This is a genomic window from Paenibacillus sp. J22FR5 (genome assembly GCF_059691975.1).
The window spans coordinates 17,417-39,213 of sequence record NZ_JCAUAN010000037.1; the positions used below are offsets into that span (position 1 = coordinate 17,417).

Annotated in this window: 18 protein-coding genes and 1 pseudogene; 6 read left to right on the forward strand and 13 right to left on the reverse strand. The window is 47.7% G+C overall.

Features of this window, described 5'->3' with window-relative positions; all coding sequences use genetic code 11:
• Positions 1–48: 48 nt before the first annotated feature.
• The 5 genes and pseudogenes from AC58P7_RS29150 to AC58P7_RS29170 form a co-directional block, all read right to left on the reverse strand.
• Complete coding sequence (locus AC58P7_RS29150; protein WP_497349311.1) at positions 49–1,329, reverse strand: cytosine permease; 1,281 nt, start codon at positions 1,327–1,329, stop codon at positions 49–51.
• A gap of 96 nt (positions 1,330–1,425) precedes the next feature.
• Positions 1,426–2,073: a GntR family transcriptional regulator gene (locus tag AC58P7_RS29155; protein ID WP_497349313.1), complete on the reverse strand. Its 648-nt coding sequence runs from the start codon at positions 2,071–2,073 to the stop codon at positions 1,426–1,428.
• A gap of 344 nt (positions 2,074–2,417) precedes the next feature.
• Positions 2,418–2,966: an NADPH-dependent FMN reductase gene (locus AC58P7_RS29160; protein WP_497349315.1), complete on the reverse strand. Its 549-nt coding sequence runs from the start codon at positions 2,964–2,966 to the stop codon at positions 2,418–2,420.
• Between the two features lie 162 nt (positions 2,967–3,128).
• A complete protein-coding gene (locus AC58P7_RS29165; protein ID WP_497349317.1) occupies positions 3,129–3,896 on the reverse strand; it encodes a DODA-type extradiol aromatic ring-opening family dioxygenase in 768 nt (255 codons plus the stop codon).
• A 33-nt stretch (positions 3,897–3,929) separates the two neighbouring features.
• Positions 3,930–4,454: pseudogene (locus AC58P7_RS29170) on the reverse strand (DoxX family protein).
• Between AC58P7_RS29170 and AC58P7_RS29175 the strand changes: the two are divergent.
• Positions 4,424–4,801, forward strand: a complete 378-nt coding sequence (locus tag AC58P7_RS29175; RefSeq protein WP_497349319.1) for a winged helix-turn-helix transcriptional regulator — start codon at positions 4,424–4,426, stop codon at positions 4,799–4,801. The pseudogene AC58P7_RS29170 and the gene AC58P7_RS29175 sit on opposite strands and share 31 nt — an antisense overlap.
• A gap of 64 nt (positions 4,802–4,865) precedes the next feature.
• Here the strand turns inward: AC58P7_RS29175 and AC58P7_RS29180 are convergent, their stop codons facing one another.
• From AC58P7_RS29180 to AC58P7_RS29195, 4 genes are all read right to left on the reverse strand, one after another.
• Positions 4,866–5,978, reverse strand: coding sequence for a Ger(x)C family spore germination protein (locus tag AC58P7_RS29180; protein WP_497349321.1), 1,113 nt, complete (start codon positions 5,976–5,978; stop codon positions 4,866–4,868).
• A complete protein-coding gene (locus AC58P7_RS29185; RefSeq protein ID WP_497349323.1) occupies positions 5,975–7,045 on the reverse strand; it encodes a GerAB/ArcD/ProY family transporter in 1,071 nt (356 codons plus the stop codon). Before AC58P7_RS29185 ends, AC58P7_RS29180 begins: the two co-directional genes overlap by 4 nt.
• On the reverse strand, positions 7,042–8,469 hold the full coding sequence (locus AC58P7_RS29190) for a spore germination protein (protein WP_497349325.1): 1,428 nt from the start codon (positions 8,467–8,469) through the stop codon (positions 7,042–7,044). The genes AC58P7_RS29185 and AC58P7_RS29190 overlap by 4 nt, the downstream gene beginning before the upstream one ends.
• A 166-nt stretch (positions 8,470–8,635) precedes the next feature.
• The gene (locus AC58P7_RS29195; RefSeq protein WP_497349327.1) at positions 8,636–10,396 is read right to left on the reverse strand and encodes a glycoside hydrolase family 35 protein; all 1,761 of its coding nucleotides are present in this window, start codon (positions 10,394–10,396) and stop codon (positions 8,636–8,638) included.
• A 117-nt stretch (positions 10,397–10,513) separates the two neighbouring features.
• On the opposite strand from AC58P7_RS29195, the gene AC58P7_RS29200 reads away from it, so the two are divergent.
• A complete protein-coding gene (locus tag AC58P7_RS29200; protein ID WP_497349329.1) occupies positions 10,514–11,515 on the forward strand; it encodes an AraC family transcriptional regulator in 1,002 nt (333 codons plus the stop codon).
• A 94-nt stretch (positions 11,516–11,609) separates the two neighbouring features.
• Here the strand turns inward: AC58P7_RS29200 and AC58P7_RS29205 are convergent, their stop codons facing one another.
• Positions 11,610–12,380, reverse strand: a complete 771-nt coding sequence (locus AC58P7_RS29205) for a DeoR/GlpR family DNA-binding transcription regulator (protein ID WP_497349331.1) — start codon at positions 12,378–12,380, stop codon at positions 11,610–11,612.
• Positions 12,381–12,598: 218 nt separating this feature from the next.
• On the opposite strand from AC58P7_RS29205, the gene AC58P7_RS29210 reads away from it, so the two are divergent.
• A complete protein-coding gene (locus tag AC58P7_RS29210) occupies positions 12,599–13,567 on the forward strand; it encodes a metallophosphoesterase family protein (protein ID WP_497349333.1) in 969 nt (322 codons plus the stop codon).
• A 35-nt stretch (positions 13,568–13,602) separates the two neighbouring features.
• A complete protein-coding gene (locus AC58P7_RS29215) occupies positions 13,603–14,457 on the forward strand; it encodes an EamA family transporter (RefSeq protein WP_497349375.1) in 855 nt (284 codons plus the stop codon).
• Between the two features lie 151 nt (positions 14,458–14,608).
• Here AC58P7_RS29215 and AC58P7_RS29220 read toward each other — a convergent pair whose 3' ends face one another.
• Complete coding sequence (locus AC58P7_RS29220; RefSeq protein ID WP_497349335.1) at positions 14,609–15,637, reverse strand: glycosyl hydrolase family 95 catalytic domain-containing protein; 1,029 nt, start codon at positions 15,635–15,637, stop codon at positions 14,609–14,611.
• A 123-nt stretch (positions 15,638–15,760) separates the two neighbouring features.
• On the opposite strand from AC58P7_RS29220, the gene AC58P7_RS29225 reads away from it, so the two are divergent.
• Complete coding sequence (locus tag AC58P7_RS29225; protein WP_497349337.1) at positions 15,761–16,351, forward strand: TetR/AcrR family transcriptional regulator; 591 nt, start codon at positions 15,761–15,763, stop codon at positions 16,349–16,351.
• 64 nt (positions 16,352–16,415) lie between these two features.
• Positions 16,416–17,819 (forward strand): MFS transporter, encoded by a 1,404-nt coding sequence (locus tag AC58P7_RS29230; RefSeq protein ID WP_497349339.1) that lies wholly within the window; start codon positions 16,416–16,418, stop codon positions 17,817–17,819.
• 152 nt (positions 17,820–17,971) lie between these two features.
• On the opposite strand, the gene AC58P7_RS29235 is transcribed toward AC58P7_RS29230, so the two are convergent.
• Both AC58P7_RS29235 and AC58P7_RS29240 read right to left on the reverse strand, forming a co-directional pair.
• Positions 17,972–19,657: a hypothetical protein gene (locus AC58P7_RS29235; RefSeq protein WP_497349341.1), complete on the reverse strand. Its 1,686-nt coding sequence runs from the start codon at positions 19,655–19,657 to the stop codon at positions 17,972–17,974.
• A gap of 33 nt (positions 19,658–19,690) precedes the next feature.
• Positions 19,691–21,793 (reverse strand): phage tail protein, encoded by a 2,103-nt coding sequence (locus AC58P7_RS29240; RefSeq protein WP_497349343.1) that lies wholly within the window; start codon positions 21,791–21,793, stop codon positions 19,691–19,693.
• Positions 21,794–21,797: the final 4 nt, after the last annotated feature.

A 21,797-nucleotide genomic window follows, 5' to 3' on the forward strand; every position in this document is an offset into this window, starting at 1 on the left:
GTCGTAGAGACGCGTTGGCAGACGCTTCTCTCGCTACTGGTTCCGTTACTATTTTGATGTTACCGTTTTGGGAGCAACGACGGATGACTTCTTAGAAATCATCCAATAAACAATAGCAGATATGATTATCCCACAAATCGCAGTGGACACACTAGGGAACCGATAGTTGGCGAAAAGTGCGGCAGCTGAACCGATTCCCCAAGCAATGAAAGGCTGGTACCGAATATTGCCGTCGATGGCAGTCGACGTCTTGCGCGTTACCAACTGGTCTATAATGATAATCGTACCGATCGGCGGCACGATCACGCCAAGGAGATTCAGCCAGTTAATGAAATAGCCCCAAATGCCAAGCGCCGCAACCAGAATTCCAATAATGCCGAGTATGATAGTCATCGTGCGCATCTTGGTCCCAGTAATGTGCGACCAACCGACGGCTCCATTGTACAAGCAGTGTGAGCAGACCGTACCTAGATTAACGAAGAGAAAAAGCACAGCAATCCAAGTTAAAAAGCCGCCTTTTGCAACGATGACACCGAATACGTCACCCGAGCCGCTTAATGTCGCTGCGGCGATTACACCTCCGACGATCATTGCTATCAGATTTGAAATGGGGAATGCAGCAAAGGTCGCGATTAAAGCGTGATTGCGATTTTTCGCCCAACGAGTAAAATCAGACGTCATCGTTCCCGAGTCGGCGAACAATGCGAATACTAGCGTGACACCGACCCAGAACGCCAATGGGGAGTCAGGATTACCAGCATAGCTCATAACTGCATGGCCGTTCCCAACAGCCTCTATTGCTGAGTACAATCCTAATATGAGAAACAATGGTACTGATATAATTCCAATAATAGACAATGCCTTAATACCCAACAGAGTCAGCAGCAAATACAAAATGCCCGCTATCACCACGATGAGCACTTGATTCACGCCAAATGCACTGCCCATGCTAACGCCGGTCAATCCCGTCTGCACGGCAAACCACCCTATGACGAGCGTAGACAAAAGTGCGGAAGAAACCATGTATCCTTTTCGTCCGAACGTCTTTGAAGCTTGAAGGGAGAAATTATACCCGTCTTTTGCCCCAAGCATACTTAGAAGCCCCACATAAGCGAAAAGCAACCCATTACCAAGAACCATTGCAAGAATGCCGCGCAAGAAGCCCAACCCATGCACGAGCGTGGCGCCGGTAACAGCACCGGTAATGATCATTGGAAATCCGACCCACACGGACATAACCGATAACAAGGACTTTCGTTTATCCGCTGGAACGGCTGAATGTTCGTACTCGCTCTCAAAAAGCTCATTATCAACTGATGCCTGACTCATCTGAATACACCTCCGTTAATTTTCAACTCCATTTTCCCTTGTTGCCCTAATCACACAACAACTCATGGCATGGCATTCACCTCTTTACTTAGTTTACTAATTATCGGATAGAGCCTTTGAAACCACATCACAAGTATAATTCAGGTGGTCGGCGATCTTCTCGAGAAGCAAGGTGAGGTTACGCTGCCGAATCAAATCCAAAATCTCGCGGTGTTGAATATGCGCTTCTTGGAAATCGTCCACCGACGACGAATAGATTGTCATGTAAGGTTCCACCTTATCCCACACATTCTTGATTAGGTCGAGCACATGGGAGGATTTGGAACATTCGTAAAAACGTAAGTGAAAGAGCTTATTCAACTTCCTCCATTCTGTTACGTCCATGTTCGGGTTGGCCATCGATTCCAAAATGTCTTCCAAAACTCCCAAGTCTTCATGTGTTACCTGTTCAAGGGACCACTCCGCTGCGAGCATCTCAAGGTGCTTGCGAATGGTGAACATTTGCTTCACTTCCTCAACCGACAGTTTGTTGACGGTAACGGCTCGCCTTTCGAATGTAATAAAACCTTCCGCCTGCAACATACGCAGCGCTTCTCTCACCGGCATCGTGCTGACGCCAAACAACTCTGCTAAAGTGCGGATTGAAATTTTCTTCCCAGGCGGGATCACTCCAAGGGTTATGCGCTCTCTCAAGCGGTCATACACTTCGTTATTCACTGATAGCACTTTAATTAAGTCACTCATTCTTTTCGCCTCCGCGATATGTGATATGTGATCACACTTAATTGATAATGTTATTATGACAAGGCAAAGTCGATACGTCAATACTTTTTGACAGAAGATATATTCCCTCCCTTATACCAATAAATAATTCTTCATGTTGCTGAACAATGCTGCCCATTAGCGGAGTGAAGGGCTGTCACGCAGCAGCCCTTCACATGTTTAACTATCGTTTTCCGTTTAGCGGACAAAGGGCCGCCATTAATGTGCCGAGGAGCAGGCTTTTCAGCATGAACCTTACATTCAAGCAAATAGAAATACCCCCACAGATCAATCCTGTGGGGGTATTTCTATTCCTATCTCAATCCTTATCTCAACGTTTTTAATGCGCCGCTCCAAGCAATCACTTGATCGAGCATCGCATTCACGTTAGCTTGGTGAAGATCAGCTGGCTTGAAAACGGAGAAGTTTTCGAAATCTGTAAATAAGGAGAAGGTAGGATGAACTCGAACGTCCGCCACCAAAAGCTCACCTAGAATCCCTCGCAGATGTTCAGCAGCACGAGCCCCGCCTGTTGAGCCATAGCTCACGATGCCAGCAGCTTTGTTGTTCCAAGGTTCACGCGCCGAGTCCAAGGCATTTTTCAAAGCTCCTGTAATGCTGTGATTATATTCTTGGACAATGAATACGAATCCGTCCAAGCTTTCAATTTTCGCATTCCACGCCGCGATTCCTGGTTCTTGCCCCGTACCTTCGCCAACGAAAGGCAGTTTAAACTCCGCAATATCAACTATTTCGTACTCGGCATCCCCGCGTTCGTCAGCAATTTGCTTAACCCATTCGCCTACTTGCGGGCTAACGCGCCCTTGACGGGTGCTGCCAAGAATAATACCAATTTTCTGCTTCTCGTTTGCCATTATTCTTACCTCCTAAAATAAAGTAAACAACTTACTTAATTTCACTTCATAAGTATAACGATTTGAAGTGATCGCTGGAAGTAGACACTTTAAAGGTACCAGGTATACACGAGGAAACCTTCATGCATGGCATGTTCAAATGAACTTACTGGCTGCCCACCACTAAAACTGAAAGCTAAGTGTGCTTCCGCTGCCATGCTCAATCGTGTCGAACAGCACGCGAATATCACCGCCAGCGCTTGCGCTACCCAGCGCTATGAGCAATGGCACGAAGTGCTCTGCACGCGGTACGGCCAATGCCGCATAGGGGGCTATTTTGTCATACTGGCTCAAGGACGCGATATCTCTGGCAAGCACTTTGTCTATGAGCCAATTTTTGAATTGCACGGCCCATTCGCGAGAAGGTGCATGCTTGTCTCGGTCGAATTCACTAAAATTATGGCTAACAAAACCGCTGCCAATCACGAGGATTCCCTCCTTATCCAACCCCTGCAAGGCTTCGCCAATAGCAATTTGCTCCCTTGCCGGCAAAAATGGGTTGACCGATACAGGAACGATAGGAATATCGGCTTCCGGATAAGCATGCATCATGATGGGAAACACGCCATGATCCAGTCCGCGGTATTTCCGCCGGAAGGGGATATTATGCTGGCGTAGTCGTTCTTCCACGATGGAGGCAACAATCGTTGAGCCTCTAGCTGGATATTGGACTTGATAGAAGGGCTCTGGAAACCCATAATAATCATAAACCATGTCATGAACATCGTCGGTTGCAGCAATCGTTGTGATGTCGCTTTCAAAATGCGCTGAAAAAATGACGATTGCTTTGGGGCGATTTTCTTTGCCGAAGCGGTTTAAAAACACTGTAAAATCGGATTCTTCAAATATGGTAAACGGCGAACCATGCGCCAAAAAAACGGGCGAAAGCATACGTTAGTCTAACCTCCTTCCTATCGTAAAAGATTAAAAGCGGCCTATCGCAACAAATACGGCTAACGCTATCAATATGATATTCATGCCGATTCCCTGGTATTCTTTTCGCTTCGCGTGAAATACAGCCGCCAGAAGCATAACCACTGCAAGAGCAACCGCTGCAATTGGCGTTAGGGACGGTAGAATACCTGTCGCATAAGGAAGGATTTAGCCTAATCCGCCAAGCAGTTCCGATACCCCAATAAAAGTAACGAGTCCTTTTGATGAATCTTTTACCCAAGGCAATGTCGCTTTTGCTTTTTCATACTGAAAAGCTTTCATCAAACCGGCCGTAATAAACATCAATGCTAATAGTCCTTGAATGATCCATAAGGCGATATTCATAGTGTAAGTCCTCCTTGAGTTTTGCTTATTTATAGAGTTATAATAATGCCAAGGATCAGTCATCGGAAGTAGGCACTTCAAATAAACATAGTATACAAAAAGATACCTTAGGGTTTTCTTGCATTTTAGGAGGAATTCGAATGCCAGATGGTTGTAAAGTTGAAACTGCATTAGAGATTCTCGTTGGGAAATGGAAGCCTGTGATTCTATTTCATCTTTTTGCAAATGGGACCATGAGATTTAGTGAACTTCAAAAAAAGATGCCGGAAATAACCAAAAAAATGCTAACTTCCCAACTAAGAGAGTTAGCATATCATGATATCGTTCATCGCGAGGTGTATCTTCAAATCCCCCCAAAAGTCGAATATTCGATTACGGAATACGGCAAAAAAATGACGCCTTTATTACAGGCCATGAATGATTGGGGAATGGCTCATGTGGAGCATTTGAACGAGTTATATGGCGAAGGTAGATCCGCGGAGTCCTTGGAAATAAACGATGAGCTTGCAGGGAAGTAGATAACATGAGTTACCCCACTACGTATTACCCTTGCCACTCTCAGGAGCCGCTAAATCATATCCACTAATTGATAATTCCGTGTGAAACTATCTCCACTTTCATAGATACTTGAAAATTCACCTTCGGGTAGTCCGTCTCCCAGTCCATCTTTTTCCACTCATTTGGATAAAAAGCCATCACATCCCGCGCTATGCCCAAGGCGTCTGAATGTGCACGCTGAATCAGCTTGCAAATCTCATTGCCTTCATCCGTCAGCAGCTCGGAGAATCGCTTATTTAATTGTTCCAACTGCTGCTTCCCGGATAGATCATATTTGGCAATTTCAATGACGGAGCCTTTCATGCTCAAGTCTATTTGCACCTGAACCTGCCCCTCCGCGTCAATCCACACATGCTTATTGCGCTTTAAATTGGAGATATTTAATGATAAATAGTCGGAGGGGTCATTTTGGTCAGACTCCTCCTTGATATTCCGGGTGATGACGCAGAGATTGGCTTTATTCCCATTCATTAAAAGGATAAGTGTCGATTGCTCAGGCGTTAACGAGTACCCCGTAAATTTGCGCTCATGCAACAAGGCTAAACCATCCACAACCGCTTTATCCGATTCTTTCCTGAGCAGTGGAATAACCGGATCGCGCCCCAAATCGTGCAAAGAAGGATAAAGTGAGTGTAAGGTTATGGCAGGTAGCACGGTTTCATATCGCGCGCTTTGAATAATTTTGCGCAAATATTCCCCTGCTGTAGCAGACCCGATACGATCAAGGCGAATCAAGTCCCCAGCATTCCCACGAACGATGGCCACTTTGGCCAGCATCGGATCGTTAGCATTACGAAACGTAGAGTCGAGGATATCCGCTAAATCTTTTTGCGCCAGCTTCTCGCCGATCAACATGACTTGATTTTTGGATGTACCGATCGGGCCTGCGATTTGTAGCCCGATTTTTTTATATAACGATTCTTGCAGCGTAGATCCTGATGCCGATAACACCTCATGCACCGGTGATGTCCTTTCCTTCCCGCCGGGGGATTGAATGGTTACGGTAGTGACGATATCATTTCTATCATTCACATCAATAGACGTTGCGTAGATTAATTGCAGGTTTTTGAGCTCATTATGATAGTTGCATCCTGACAGCAACAGCGCCAGCAGACTCCCGAGTACAAGACTCCTCATGCCGGTAATTGCCCCCTTTTTCCCATTATCCATGCTAAAACTAAGAGCACAATCGGAATCCCGAGAATGATAAAGCCTTCAACCTTCGTGATTTGCTCTAGAAATTGGACTCTTGCCTCCGATCTCCAAAACATACCAGTTAAACAGACAAAAGGGACCAAATAATAAACGACTTTCTTATGCTCATTCCCATGAAACAGATAGCCCAAACCCTTCCCAGCACAATAGATGTAACTAATCAGAGTAGCCGTCACTTTCACCAGCCAGATGGAAAGAAAGAGCAGATCGAGTCGTTCCAAAAATGGCAGGGAAATGCCGTTTAAATAATACGGTACAGGCTGCGGAATGAAGCTAAGCGACTCGGGACTGAAATTCAGAAAGCAAATGAGGACGACGATCATAAAAAATAGCGTTGCTAATCCATTTGCCCACAGGATGGGAGCCATTAAGTTCTTTCCTTGCGCTCGGATATCGGAATTCAGCACTAAAAACACTTCAAAACCTAGAAAAGAAAGGACAGAGCTTTTGACCCCCATCATAATCCCGTGCACCCCTTCTTGCCCGATAGGCAGCAAAAAGCGGTAATCCATCGTACGAAAGCTTGTCAGCATGATCGCCAGCATAATAATGATTAATAGGGAAATCATCGCATGGTAACGAGCAATAATCCGAACATTCTCTTTAGCTAGGTACATACAAACCAAACAATTCGCCACGATGATGAGCCATGGATTAGAAAAGGGCAGTATCCATAACTCGACGAACGTCATTTCCAGCAAAAGAATCAGGCAGGTTGTAAAGGTAAAATGAGCAATGAAAATCGTAGAGATCATATTTCCGAGCCACTTCCCAACGATGAGAGGTGCTAATTCATAGAGGTTTTGTCCGGGAAACCTTTTACACAAGAGGACGTAACCAAATAATAGGAGCTGCACGCTCCCTCCAGCCAAAAGGATGGATATCCATCCATCCGCACCAGCTGCTTTATGCAAATCATAAGGGAAAGACAATACACCGATACCGATCTGTGTTTGCAGAATGAATGCAAATAATTGAACCCGTGTCATGATGCCCTCCTATCAGATGCTTTCCCGCCGAAGATTCTTCGGGGCAGTTGCACAAGCGTTGTCAAAATACGCCTTGGATTAAAGGGCATAAACGGATAAAAGTAGGGCACGCCGAACGTTTCAAGCTTACTTAAATGCATGAATAACAAGCTGAAGCTAAAGGATATCCCCACAAAACCTAGCAGCGAGGATGCGATCATAATCGGGAATGAGATGAGCCGAATCGCCAGGCGCATTTCATGAGAGGGTACGCTGAAGGAAGCCACGGCTGTCAGAGAAATGACAACGATCATGGTCGTGGAAACGAGATTCGCATTGACGACTTCACTCCCAATAACAAGTCCTCCAACAATCGACAGTGTTGACGCAATCGATTTAGGCAGTCTGATCGCAGCTTCTCTAAGTAGCTCTAGCACGGTAATCATAAACAAAGCTTCCATAAGGGGATTGAAAGGGATATTTTCCAATGAGGCTTTCAAGGAAAACACCAAATCAATTGGCAGGATATCAAAATGATTCGACACAATGGATATGTATACCGAAGGAAGTGCGATGCCGATCATGACGCTGATTAACCGGAGAAATCGGAAGAAAGTCCCGTTCCACCACCTAACATTGAAGTCATCCGCCGCTTGGAAAAACATAAAGAACGTGACAGGCAGAATCGTTGCGTACGAGCTTCCGTCCACCAGCAGTGCCACTCGTCCTTCCATTAAATGCGACACTGTACTGTCGGGCCTTTCGGTAAAAAGCATTTGAGGAAATAGCGATAAATGGCTGCCTTCTAACCGATTTGTGATTTGACCCGGGGATTTAATGAATGTAGCCTGATTCGTGAGTAAATTAGCGATAATTTCGTCAACGACGTTCATATCGGCAACATCACACATGTATAACAGCTTTACGTTCGTCGGGCTTTCAGACCCTAGCGTGAAATGCCGTTCAACCAGGTTCGCATTCTTCAAGCGTTGGTGGATTAATTGCGCGTTGACGGAAACGTCATCCACAAAACCGACATGCGATCCGCGAATCGTTTGCTCATTTTGCGGTTCTCCCACGCTATGTGCAACCCTTGCTGTTGCATCTACCATGACAATATCTGTTCTTTGATGAATCAGTATGGCACATCTGCCCTGAAGCATCCCATCCGCCGCAGACTTCAAATCGGTAACAATCTCTATATCCATAATGGGAAGAATATCTTCAAGACGGCCTTCCCCAGCTTGGAGCAACGGTCCTAGAATATCGGATTTCAGCTTATCTTTATCCGTTACCGTAGTCAGATAGAGAAGGCTCCCCTTTAAGCCATGCAAGTTAAATTCCCTGGATCGCACATCGTCGGAAGAATGGAAGCACTGGAAAAGCTTACGTACATTCGTCTCGATCTCGTCTGAGATTTGAAATAAATCATCCTGAATTTCCATTCCGTCCCCTCCGTCCGACCCCATTTCCGTTAGTATTTGCTAATTCCTTTGAATTATCCAAATACATCCAATCCCTATCAATAAGAAAACCGCGTAAGCATAATGCTTACACGGTTCTTCCAAGTCTATTAAATAGCTCCAGTCGGCTGCCTTAACATGCCAGGCATTAGCCCAAATCAGGTGTATCCGTCAGTTCAATAACGGCATCCTCAAGGTGATGCAGCTCCAATACGATGATCTCGTTACGCCCAGTTCTCAATAAAGGAGCTGGCAAATACAGCGTATTTTGGGGTCCTTTTTCCCAGAATCGGCCGAGGTTGAAGCCGTTGAACCACACGACACCTTTTGACCAACCTGCTAACCTGACAAACGTATCTCCTGCATCATCTACGTTAAATTCCCCACGATAAAAGGTCGGACGATCTTCTTTATCTGACCCCGCACGCCCGAACGGAATCACAGCTAGATTGTCTAGTGAGAGTGGATGCATCGTCCAATCAAACAAAAACTGATTGTTCATACGCACGCCCTCTGTGATACCTTTACAATCCCGAAGTCTGGGACCATAGTTGACGCGTCCCATGTTCTCAACTAGGATATCCAGCCTAGCTCCCCCAGCAGGAATGTCCATCTGGAGTGGACGCGCATCCCATCGTTCTACCGTGCCTTGATACACACCATCCAAGAATACTTGCGCACGATCGTGTACGTCCTGAATGTGCAGTTTTTCACCAACACGTGGTCCTGACACCCTCGTCGAATAGACGATGAAGCCATAATCTTGCCCCAGCTGTTCCATATTTACCGGATCAGTACGCTCGACTGGTTTAGTCAGATAAGACAAAGATTCCAACAGATCAGCCTTTTCAGTTAAGGCGATTTGACCATAACTTTTCTTCTGAATAGGCTCAGGCAGCGCTGGAAGCTCCTCTTCCGGTTTTCCCAAATGGTTGGCTATCACCTTACGAACCGCACTGTATTTCTCCGTCACATCGCCGCATTCCGACAAGGGTGAATCGTAGTCGTAGCTGGTAATCGTCGCTTCATACTTCTCTTGGTAATTCGCTCCGTTATAGAATCCGAAGTTCGTTCCACCGTGGAACATATAGAAATTCACCGAAGCACCCGCGCGCAGCATCCGATCGAATACATCCGCTACATCTCCAGCATCACGCGTATGATGCGGCTTCAGCCAGTGATCGAACCACCCGTTCCAGTACTCCATGCAGAAAAGCGGCTCATCCTCCCGATATTGGCGGAATTTCTCAAAAGCCGTCTCCGGCTGTGAGCCGAAATTGACGGTAGCAAGCGTTCCTGGCACCGTGCCGCCTTGCAGCATGCCATCCTCAGGACCGTCTGAGGTAAACAGATGCACATCCACACCTCGGCTGATTAAACCATCCCGTAAATACGTTAAATACGCGGTATCGTTCCCGTAGCTGCCATATTCATTCTCGATTTGCATCGCGAGAATCGGCCCGCCATTCGTACTCAGCAGCGGCTTCAAACGAGGAATCAATTCGTCGTAGTAACGATCAACTTTTTGCAAATACATAGCGTCCATACAACGCAATTTCATTGAGGGATATTGAAGCAGCCACGCCGGCAATCCACCAAACTCCCACTCCGCACAAATGTAAGGACTAGGCCGCACAATCACATGGAGACCGAGGTACCCTGCCAGTTGTACGAATTTCTCTACGTCCGCGAGGCCGCTGAAATTGAATTCGCCTTCCTTCGGTTCATGCAAATTCCAAGGTAAATACGTCTCTACCGTGTTAAAACCGCAGGCTTTCAGCTTCAACAACCGGTCTTCCCAATATTCAGGAACCACGCGAAAATAATGGATGGATCCTGACAAGAGTTGGATTGGCTCCCCATCTAGTAGAAATTGCTTGTTTCCTGCTGCTAAAATAGCCACGATCATCCCTCCGAATTATGCGTATAAGTAAGTCTTTCTTTTCCTCTCATCATCGCTGATTCATGCCATTCTACTCAATCTCCAAATAGCGCATGTTCTATACCAAATGTGCCAAAGGATGCTATGATAGAGGCAACGAAATCACCGATCGAACGCAAACTGGAGGCATGCCTTGTGGAGGATCTGTATAGGGATATTTACCGTTTTCCAAATATGATTCAGACGCTGCAGGTTGTCGGTTGTCACTTTGGGCTGCAGCCCCCAGGGTGGGCCTATCCGAGGCATCATCATCATTTATTTGAGCTGCTATACTGCTTGGAGGGTGAAGTTCTGCACGACATACATCGTGATTCCGTCCTAATGTCCGAAGGCGACTGGCTCCTCATCAAGTCCGGCGTCCGGCACCAATCCGCCAATCCTTCTGCCGTTAACTATGGCTACTTTAATGTTCACTTTGATCTCGATGATACCGAGATTCGCAGTCTGCTAGCGGCAACCCCCTATCAGCTTATCAGGCAAAAGGAAGCCTCCACGAGCAAGCTTCGCTACTACGTTGGTAAATTAGAGGCCGTTGTGCATCGCAGCCGCCTGTTAGAACATGGAGCTGAGCAGGACCAGACGCCACAGCTGCTATTCGAAGATAAACTGCTGCTGCAATCCTACACGCTGCTCATTATTCATGATGTACTTGCCTTGCTACGGAATCAGAGCACGGGAAAGAGTGGGGATGCGAGTGCCGCGAGCCGAGATAGTGCGAGAGCAGAGGGGACAACGAGCCGAGATGCGTCGTTGTTCTCGACCGATGTCGCGCATGCGATCGAGGAGAAGCTAACTCTTGGTCTCGGCGAGGAGGCCTCTGTCGCAGGGATCGCGAAAGAGCTGAACATGAGCCGAAGCCAGTGCAGCAAACTGTTCTCCAAGGTGTACGGCCTATCACCGCGCCAGTATGTCAGCCAGATGAAGCTAAAGCAGGCCAAAGAACTTCTCGTCACGACGCACATGTCGATGACAGACATTGCCGATAAGCTTGGCTTTCAATCAGCCAGCCACTTCTCACGGCAATTTCGTCGCTGGACCGGCCAATCGCCAAGTGAGTTCCGACCGAAACACCATTCCGTACAATAGTAAAATGGAACATATAAAGGCCAGTGAGAGAACGAGATACCGTTCCTTCAGCTGGCCTTTCTTTGATGTATGGTTTATGTATGTAATTTGCTCGTTACTCGCTAATCCGCACCTCAATACCAAGCCCCTCGATGGTATCCACCCATTCCTTCGGGCAACCGGGATCCGTGATCAGCATGGAGATTTCCTCCAGCTTGGCAACTCTAGCAAACGTAGATAGACCGAATTTGCTATGATCTGCAATCAGAATGGATTCTTCGGCCCGCTGCATCATTTTCCGCGAAATAACCGCCTCTGCCAAATGAAAGTCAGTAATGCCATCCGTTAATGAGATACCACCAGCCGAAATAAACGCTTTGTTCACTTTAAATTGATCGAGCAACTGATCTGCCAGGGTGCCTGTCACGGCCCGACACTCTTGGCTGACTTCACCACCGGCAAAAATAATGCGTCCCCGGAACGTTTCCATCGCCAGATTGAGAATCGGGATAGAGTTTGTAATTAACGTAACATTCGTTTTGTCCTTCAAAAAGGGGACGATTTCAATCGTCGTTGTACCGTTATCCAGCATGATGGTTTCGCCATCCTGAACAAAGGAGGCAGCCAGTTTACCAATAGCCGCTTTTTCTGGCCTCATCATTTGCACGCGGTTTAGAAAGGGAGGTTCGACCAGTTCCATGCGCATTTTGACTGCGCCCCCATATACCTTACGCAGCTTGCCTTCTTTCTCCAACCGATCCAAGTCCCGACGCACCGTTTCCGTCGAAACATTAAGCAGCTCAGATAGGTGGTGCACCTGTACTTTTCCTTCCATTTCCAGATGATTCAGAATTGTCATCCTGCGATCTTCATAGGTTAATGACATAATGGCCTCCTAACATGACCGATAATTGATATATGATGTTGTTTTATGTTGTTTTCATAAGTGTAGGGGTTGGTGCTAGGTGTGTCAATCAGGGGAGCCTCACCGAAAATTGTTCGTTGACAGCTTTGTATAAACGGTTATACAATTGTCAGCAAACAACAACATTTATATTAAAAACAACAAGATTCCACATCCAATACATACAGGGGGCCATAATCATGCTCAAGCCGCAACCGCTGACTTTTCGCGAGGATCGCACTTTTACGATCACACAATTTACGGATTTACACTGGATCGATGGCAGAAGCGAGGATCAACAAACCCTCCGCCTGATGGAAGAAGTGCTTGATGCGGAGCAACCTGATCTCGTCGTTTTTACCGGTGATGTCATCTATACAGGACCTGTTTCGGAAGGTGAACAGCACTGTGATCAGCCCCTCCAAGCGTTCCGCGATGCTGTCCAAGCTGCCGAAGTCCGACGCATTCCATGGGCTGTGGTATTCGGTAATCATGACACCGAAACCTTAATCACAAGAGAAGAGCTCATGAACCATGTACTTGAGTATCCCTACAATGTGACACAGCCTGGTCCTGAAGACATTAGCGGAGTTGGCAATTATCGTTTACCTCTCTATGGAGGTGATGGGCGACCCGTAGCGAACTTATACTTTTTCGACTCAGGCAGTCATTCGACAGTCCCACAGATTCAAGGCTATGACTGGATTCGCAGCGATCAGATCAACTGGTATACGGAGCAATCCCGCCATGTCCGTCTCAGCCAGGGAGCCAGCAATGAGCAAGCTGCTCTGCCTGCACTCGCTTTTTTCCATATCCCGCTCCCGGAATATCAGCAAGTGTGGGATCGCGCAACATGCTATGGTAACAAGCACGAAAATGTTTGCTGTGCTCGCGTAAATTCAGGTTTATTCGCATCTATGGTTGAAATGGGCGATGTCGCAGGAACCTTCTGCGGCCATGATCACATCAACGATTACTGGGGCGAGCTTCACGGGATTCGTCTCTGTTATGGCAGAGCGACTGGCTACAATACGTATGGCAAAGAAGGCTTTCCACGTGGCGCCCGCATGATTCGACTGCACGAAGGTGAACGCAAGTTCGAAACCTGGCTTCGCCTCGCTGACGGCACCGTCATCCGTGATCAACCCGAACACTCGCCTACGCTGTAACCTAACCTACGTTTGGAGCTGATCACTTGTTTACTGTGTCGATTTTACTCGTTGTTGCCTCAGGTCTTGCTCACGCCATCTGGAGCTTGTTTACCAAGAGCAGCCTGAACAAAAGCGTCTTCCTGTGGTCCATTATCATGGTGACTACCGTTATCCTACTTCCTTATTTGATCAGAGAATTATGGTTCAATCCCTTATCCTTATCTGCTTACGGACTACTCCTGCTATCCGCCTGTTTGCAGGCGATTTATGCACTATTGCTAGCGCGCACCTACAATATGGGGGATCTATCGCAGATCTATCCCATTATGAGAGGCACCAACACTTTATTCATCCCAATTGTCGGTGTCATGTTTCTACGCGAATCCCTATCCCTACTTGGATGGTTAGGTCTGCTCTGTATGGTGATTAGCTTCGTTTCGCTCAGCGGTATCTTCACAAAATTGCGATCTTCTGGACAGGCGTCTGTAAAATCTATTAAACCCTTTCTAATGGCTCTAAGTGTGGGCCTGTGCACGACTTGCTACGTACTTGTCGATAAACTAAATCTCGCACACATCTCGCCCATCGCCTTATTAGAGGTGACGAATATCGGATTTGTCGCGGGACTCACACCCCTTGTTATCGCTTCACAACAGCTCCGCATGGAGTGGAAATTCAACTTCAAGATGATTGGACTCGGCGCTATTCTCAATCCCGCATCGTACTTGTTATTCCTATTCGCCATGAAATACGCCCCTGTTGCCCATATCTCCCCGCTGCGCGAGATTGGGACTGTTTTCGCAACCATTTTGGGCATCGTTATCCTGAAGGAGAAGCAAGGCACATTACGCATTCTTTGCTCCATTCTCATCTTAATAGGGATTCTAATGATCAGCTTTTGGGGCTAAAAAGAGGAGGAAACCCAATGAGCACTTGTCATCGTGTTATTATTATCGGTTGGGATGGCGCTGGCAATTTTGTCCCGTATGAACAAAAACAAAACCCGACTTCGTCCATAGAGAACAAGTCGGGTTTTGTTTTTAAGCAGCCCTTCATTTTTCATTTTTTGCAATCATGGCAGATACCCACATGATGAACCCTATACCGTTTACCTAACTCTGCCATAAACGAATAGACCGATCCGCTCCAAGCTTGCACCATAACACAATCTCCATCATCCCGAGCTACCTTAACGGAGAATTCGCTGCGAATCTTACACATGCCATTCTGCGTAGCAAGCAGCAACGCTTCTTTCAGCTGGCCGTCACACCACACGATCTCAACCTCAAAGCCGCCCCGGGCACGCAGGCCGCTCACTCTGCCATTACTCCATGCCTTTGGCAATGCGGGAAGTAACAGAATTTCATTCCTGTGTGATTGCAGCAGCATCTCTGCAATGGCCGCAGATCCGCCAAAGTTGCCATCTATTTGGAAAGGTAGATGGTCGCCTAGTAGACTCGTATGCACGGAATGGCCCAACAGTTCCATTACATGGGTATAGGCTTGCTCACCGTCATTCAATCTCGCCCAGAAGTTGATGATCCACGCTCGACTCCACCCCGTGTGGCCACCTCCGTGTGCAAGCCGTTTCTCTAGCGTCCGACGAGCTGCCTCAGCTAACGCTGGTGTATGATGTACGGTAATTTGCTCACCAGGGTAGAGCGCAAACAAGTGTGAAATATGGCGGTGCCCAGGTTCTACTTCCTCATAATCGATGGCCCATTCCATCAGTTGCCCATGTTTGCCGATCGCGGGTTCCGGCAATCGCTTCCTTGCCTGATCTAGCTGTTCAAGGAATAGTTCATCCGTGCCGAGCACCGTCCCTGCTTCGATACAAGCACCGAAAAGGGTATGAATAATCTGCGAATCCATCGACGGCCCAATGCTCAGACGACCTATGTTGCCATTCGGTAATCGATACGTATTCTCCGGCGAAAGAGACGGGACCGTGACTAGATGACCTTGCTCATCTTCCACGAGAAAATCAAGAAAAAACTGCGCAGCCCCCTTCATGATCGGGTATGCTCTTGAACGCAGGAAATCCCTATCTCCGCTGAAACGATAGTGCTCCCACAAATGCAAGGACATCCATGCCCCGCAAATACCTCTTCACCCAAACTCCGCATAATAATATCGCCATTGACTTAATTGCCTAGCCAGCTTATCATAAATGTCAGTGATTACTGACATTTTGATTGAGAGAGGGATACTATGGACGGCAGCAAGATGGGAAGCAGCGATAAACTTCTATTAGCAGCACTCCATTTAATCGCAGAAAAAGGCTACAACGGCGTAACCACACTGGAAATCGCTACCGCGGCAGGCCTCAGCGAGAAGACCTTGTTTCGCCATTTTGGCAGTAAGCAGAAGCTCCTTGAAGCTGCCTTCGACCGTTATCATTATGCAGAAGAAATGAAGAAACTGTTTGCTGAGAAGCTCGTCTGGGATTTGGAGACGGATCTACTTCTTGTTAGCACGACATATCATGAGATTATGAACCGAAATCGGAAAATGATTCAGATCTCCCTCAAAGAAGATGAAGGGCAACTGCCGGGCTTCCGTAATCGTACCCAGAAGCATCCGCAGCAGCTGCTAGAGATTTTAACCAATTATTTCATCGAGATGTCTAAGAAGGGGAAAATCACCACAGCGAATCCCGAGCTTCACGCATTTTCATTCATGATGATGCACTTCGGCGCCTTCATAAACGATCTCGATAGTCAAAAAAGCTATCCTGGCATCACCTTAGCACCATTCGTACAAGAAAGTGTCAAATTATTTGCTAGGGCTTTACAGTCCTAGTTTTTTTCTCACTCACATGTCAGTAAGTACTGACAGTCATTTTATGTAAAGGAAGTGAACCCCCATGACAACCAACGCACCGCTTCAAGTCGGTAACAAACTGATGCGTATTCTCATGTTCACCTTGACCCTCTCCATGATGAGCGGCATCATGTTTAACATCGTTCTTCCGAAGATCAGTGAAGAATTCTCTCTCTCCATTGCCCAAGTGAGCTGGCTCTCTTCGGCTTATATTTTGATCTACGCCATTGGCGCCGTTACATACGGGAAACTTGCTGACCGCTATACGCTGAAAAATTTGGTCACCTTCGGACTCCTCTTATTCGCATTAGGCTCCTTGCTCGGACTTACTTCGCACACCTTCGGCATGGCGCTCGTCGGCCGATGCTTGCAAGCAGCAGGCGCTGCGGTCATCCCCGCGATTGCCATGATCATTCCCCTGCGCTATTTTGCTCCGGAACGGAGAGGTGTGGCCCTCGGCATGACGGCGGTCGGTCTAGCTTTCGGTAATGCGCTTGGTCCCGTTATCGCCGCTTTGATCGTAAGCACACTGCATTGGCGTTGGTTGTTCGCTGTACCTCTAATTATTCTGGTGACCATTCCTTTTTACCGTAAATATTTAGGGAATGAGCCCGCTGGTAGAGCTGGCAAATTCGATTGGCTTGGCGGTGGATTGCTAGCTGTCACTATCGCCTTGCTCCTGCTGAGCGTGACGACTAACATCTGGCTTTTGCTAGGCTCCTTAGTCGCTTTGGGGTTATTCATTGCCCGAATTTGCACCGCGGGAGAGCCCTTTATTGCGCCGAAGCTATTTCAAAATCGAAAATACACACTCGGACTCACCATCTCGTTCCTCGTCAGTGGAACCTGCTGCTCGCTCTATGTGCTCAGCCCGCTTCTGTTAGCTGATGTTCAGCAGCTGCCTTCCGTCTGGATCGGCTTCGCCATGGTGCCTGCCGCTGTTGCTTCTGCGGTGTTCGGACGCAAAGGCGGTAAGCTCGCCGATGCCAAAGGCAACTCCTACGTCGTCTATATCGCTTCCAGCCTATTGCTGGCCTGTTTCATGTTACTGTCGACGTTTACTAGCAGCTCACCGCTGTTCATCGCCGCCTTCCTCCTTCTCGGAAATGTCGGTCAGTCGTTCATCACCATTGCCATCTCCAACTCGGTATCGAGAACGTTGCCTACAGATCAAGTTGGCGTCGGGATGGGCATGGTAGCCATGGCCAATTTCATTGGGCAAGGCATTGCTATCTCCATCTACGGTAAAGTTGTCGATCTGGGATCGGCAGCGATTCCTAACTGGAACCCCTTGTTCAGCAACGTGACTGGCTTTATTTTTAGCAATATGTATGTTGTGTTGGCGGGTTCGCAGCTTGTTATTCTCGTACTCTACTATGTCACTTTTGGTAAACAGATGCAGCGCAAAGGAATAGTGAAGGAAGCTCCAGCGGCTGCTTCGTTATAGCTAGCCCTTAACATACCCAATAACTATTCTACTCGTTTCAATTAAAGTCCATTGGATTCATACGAGCCTCCTCCCTGCACAACAACAAATAAGACCATCCCGAACAATTCAACTTGTTCAGGACGGTCTATTTACCCTATTTACCTTACTGCCTACTCCACGTCACTACCCGCCGAAGCTGTTTCCCGCATCGCGGACAGCGCCTCGTCCAAGGAGTCGCTTTCGCCACTGCCTTGCACCGCGCTCGCCATCTCAGCACTGTACGCCCACCAGCGCACACGCACGTTGCCTTGTTCGCTCGTTTGCTGCACTTTCACGCCGATACGGAATGTGCCCTTCTGAGGATACGCGATCGTTCCGATCTTCACCTCAGGTGCATCCGGCTCAAACTCGCTGCCTTTGAATACTTCCGAGGAGCCGCCATACACGCGATCTCCGCTGGACAAAATATCAGAGAAGGCATCACCGCTCCGCTCTTCCAAGCTCGTAATGATCAACACATTCCCCTCGCCGAGTCCGTGTGCAATCTCACCGGAATAGAAGCTCTTCGTTGCTCGCCCGAAAGGAGACACCGCGATCTTCGTGAATGGATCAATGGTGATATCCACATATCCGCTTACGATGCCTGCAATCCCGCTGCCACCGCCGGCTGGGATACCCAGATCAAAGGACAACTCACTGATCGAGGGATTGTAATTCACGTTCAACTCCGGCTTTTGCCCTGGTGCCAAGGTTTTCACCTTGGACTTCGTTACGAATTGACCGGATGTTTCTTCCCGATATTGACTAGCTTGACCGAGTCGATACATCACGGATGTATTGTAAACATACTCGTGAAATGGCACCTGCTCAACACTTTCAATTACATAGGTAGGTCCAATTTGGACTAAACAAATTTTGGCCAAATAAATACAAGGCTCCGATGGGGCCTCCAACGATGCCTCTAAGGATTGCTTCACGAAATCCGACATCAACCGCGCTTCCACCGCTTCGGTCACAATGCCAATCTCACCAACAGATTGTGCTTGCAGCTCCAGCTGTCTATCATCCAACATCAAAACCGCTGTGCCCGCTTGCACACCGACTGTCGCTTTGACAGAAGCTGTACTATCCGCGCGCAGCAGCACTTTCATTTCGTATTCACTTTCTTGCGCATCCTGTTTCTCTTGGAATACGATCGTTTTCCCGTTAATCGCCTCTACACGATGAGCATCGAGCTCATATTGGAAGGACAATCTGCCTGCTTTCAACGTTTTCTCAAAGCGCAGCTTCATCTCGAACAACTGCCCAGGATTCACATAGCGAGGTGTTGTTTGCAGGACACGAACATGCTTATCTTGGTACAACACAATTGTCTGATCTGTCAAAGTAGCAAGCGGCAGAGAAGCAGGATCTGGCGCATCCTCGCGGATGAACAGACGGTAGCTCTCCAGTACACGATTATAATCATTAATTTCGTCCGAACGGACAGAAGAATTCGCAACGGCGTGAACCGGCTCTTTTTCCTTTTCATCATAGGCAATACACAAGTAGACATTCTTGGCATATTGGTTGTTGCTGAACCCATCCATCATGGACAGCTTCATCGTCATCGGCGATGGCACGACAATTTCTCGGCCTAGGGCATCAATCGCAGCACCCATTTCAACCGACACCGACTTCTCATCCACCGCTACGACCTGCAAGCCCGTAAGTACGCCGGAACCATGCAGCAAACGGTTCATCATTCTGCGTTTGTCGTTGAAATACTTTTGCTCGGACTCGAAATCTCTGACCGTCAGCAGCTTCCCATAGAAATACCGATTGCGTTCAAACGGGTAATAACGTGATTTTTTCATAACGATCCCCTCACCTTCTATGACTCAATTCATTTATTCGATTTCGGAATCTAGTCCCAAGCGTGTATGAATATCCATGCGTTTATCGCGATCCACATCAATCAGCACCGTATTATAAGGCATCGATGACCGCTGATCGAGGGTTAATAAGGTAGGCTCAGACAAGTACGTATTAATACCTAGGTAGGTATGCATATCCGCATACATCCAAGGCTGCAGCACGATCAATTTGCCTTCGGTATACGCTGGCTTCTGATCTTCAATAATGTGCTCAATGATCAAACGCTGTTCGTCCGTACGCACACATTCTGGCTTGAGTAACACACAGAAGGTATAAGGATTATCCCCATATAATTGGCCGAAAAGCTGCCGCAACTCCGACGTCTCTTGCATTTGCTTAAACTGAAAATATTCTAGGATGAACGGCTCTTCGCCCGTGTAAATCTGTAGCATATTCATCAAGCCCTCGCGCGTACCCCGCAATTTGTAAAGCTCCGGCGCACGCTTAATCAGCTCTCTCAGCTTCTTCTCGCCCCAAGCCTCTTGCTCGGTAATCGCGAGCCAACCGCCCAACCATGCCAAGTACGGCCCAGACACCACATCCGGATCAAAATGACCCGAAATCCGATCGATCGTATCCTCCATATCGTCAAAAAACGTACTGAACATCGCAAGAAATCGCTCTAGGAAAGGACTGTGCTCCTCATCTTGCTGATACATCGCTGGTAAATAGGCGATCAAGGAATTACGCGGATAATACACTCTCAGCTTACGAATAAAAGGCGACTTCTGCTCGCTGCCAATCAGCTCGATTTTGAACCACAGATATCGACCCTGCACATTCATTAGGACGCCATCCTTGCGATTCATCAGGAGCGCATCCTTCGGATTAAGAATTGGCTCGGACCACAGATCGCGCGTTGCTCTTAGCTTTTCTTTTACCGAGATATCCGGATCTGTGAAATAACTCGTGAAATTAACGTAATCCCCATCAACCATACCTTCACTTTCATCCGAGGCAAAATAAGAAAACCGAACCTGCGTCTCCTCCGGAATGTCCGCTTCCAGCCGTATCTTGTGCCAAACGGTCTCCGTCTCCGTCGTATCGAGGTCAGCAGAGAAGTACACCGCCTCCGGCAATTGGGTATCCTCAAGCAGCATCGTTCGGGAACGAAGATCTAGCAAGCTAATCTGACCGCTTATTCGATCAAACACATACAGGCGATTGCGTCCATCCTGCACTAATTTATCCGTTCGTCCCCGGAAACCCGTGACCTTATCCAAGGGGTCGCCATTGCCGCGATATTTTAAAATAAACCGCTCCGTCACACCCTCTTGCTGCGCGTAACCGCTATCCCCTATATAGAGATTATGATTCGTATCAATGGAAATTCCGGCAAAACGCCCTTCCTGCTCCAACTGGAAATGAAACGGCTCTCGCCCATCTTCATGGAACACCGTCACCGTCCGAAGCTGGGTATCCAGCAAGGCTATGGTGCCGTCTGTCGCTGCAGTGAAATAGCGCTCCTGCAGCTTCGTAATCGGAATCGCCTCTGTCATACGATGCACTTCATGTTCATACACCCGTATAACCTCGCCGGCCGAGTTCCACTGTATAATGCCAATCCTGCCGTCCTTCGGGACTTCGGGACTTCCATTCATACCAACCGCAATGTCCAAAGGAACCGTTATGTACAGCGTATTCACTGCTTTCAGTTTCGTATTTAACGAGAGCGGGTACAGGCTCAACCCTTCCCATGACTGAATCGCCCACATGGTCTGACCATTAGAGATGGAATAGACGGCTAGTCTTCGCTCCATTTCCTCACCGCTATCCGCAATCACAAGGAGATCCGACATCGAAGCTAACATCGCTTGCGAGCTGAATAATCCATGACCTTGGCGAAACAATAACTCCCTATGGCGGCTTTCATCATCATATATCCACACATTCGCTGACTCATCCAACAAAATCAGCTTCCGCCCAGGTCCCACCGTCATCTCGCAAATCGGAGGAACGCCTTCTAGCTCATCCGTGCGAACGATGCGATGAATGCTGTACTTCTCCGTCTGCTGAATGGAAAAGCCCTGCTCCAGCATATGAATATTAGCATCAAAGCCCTCTTCCCAATCCATTCTC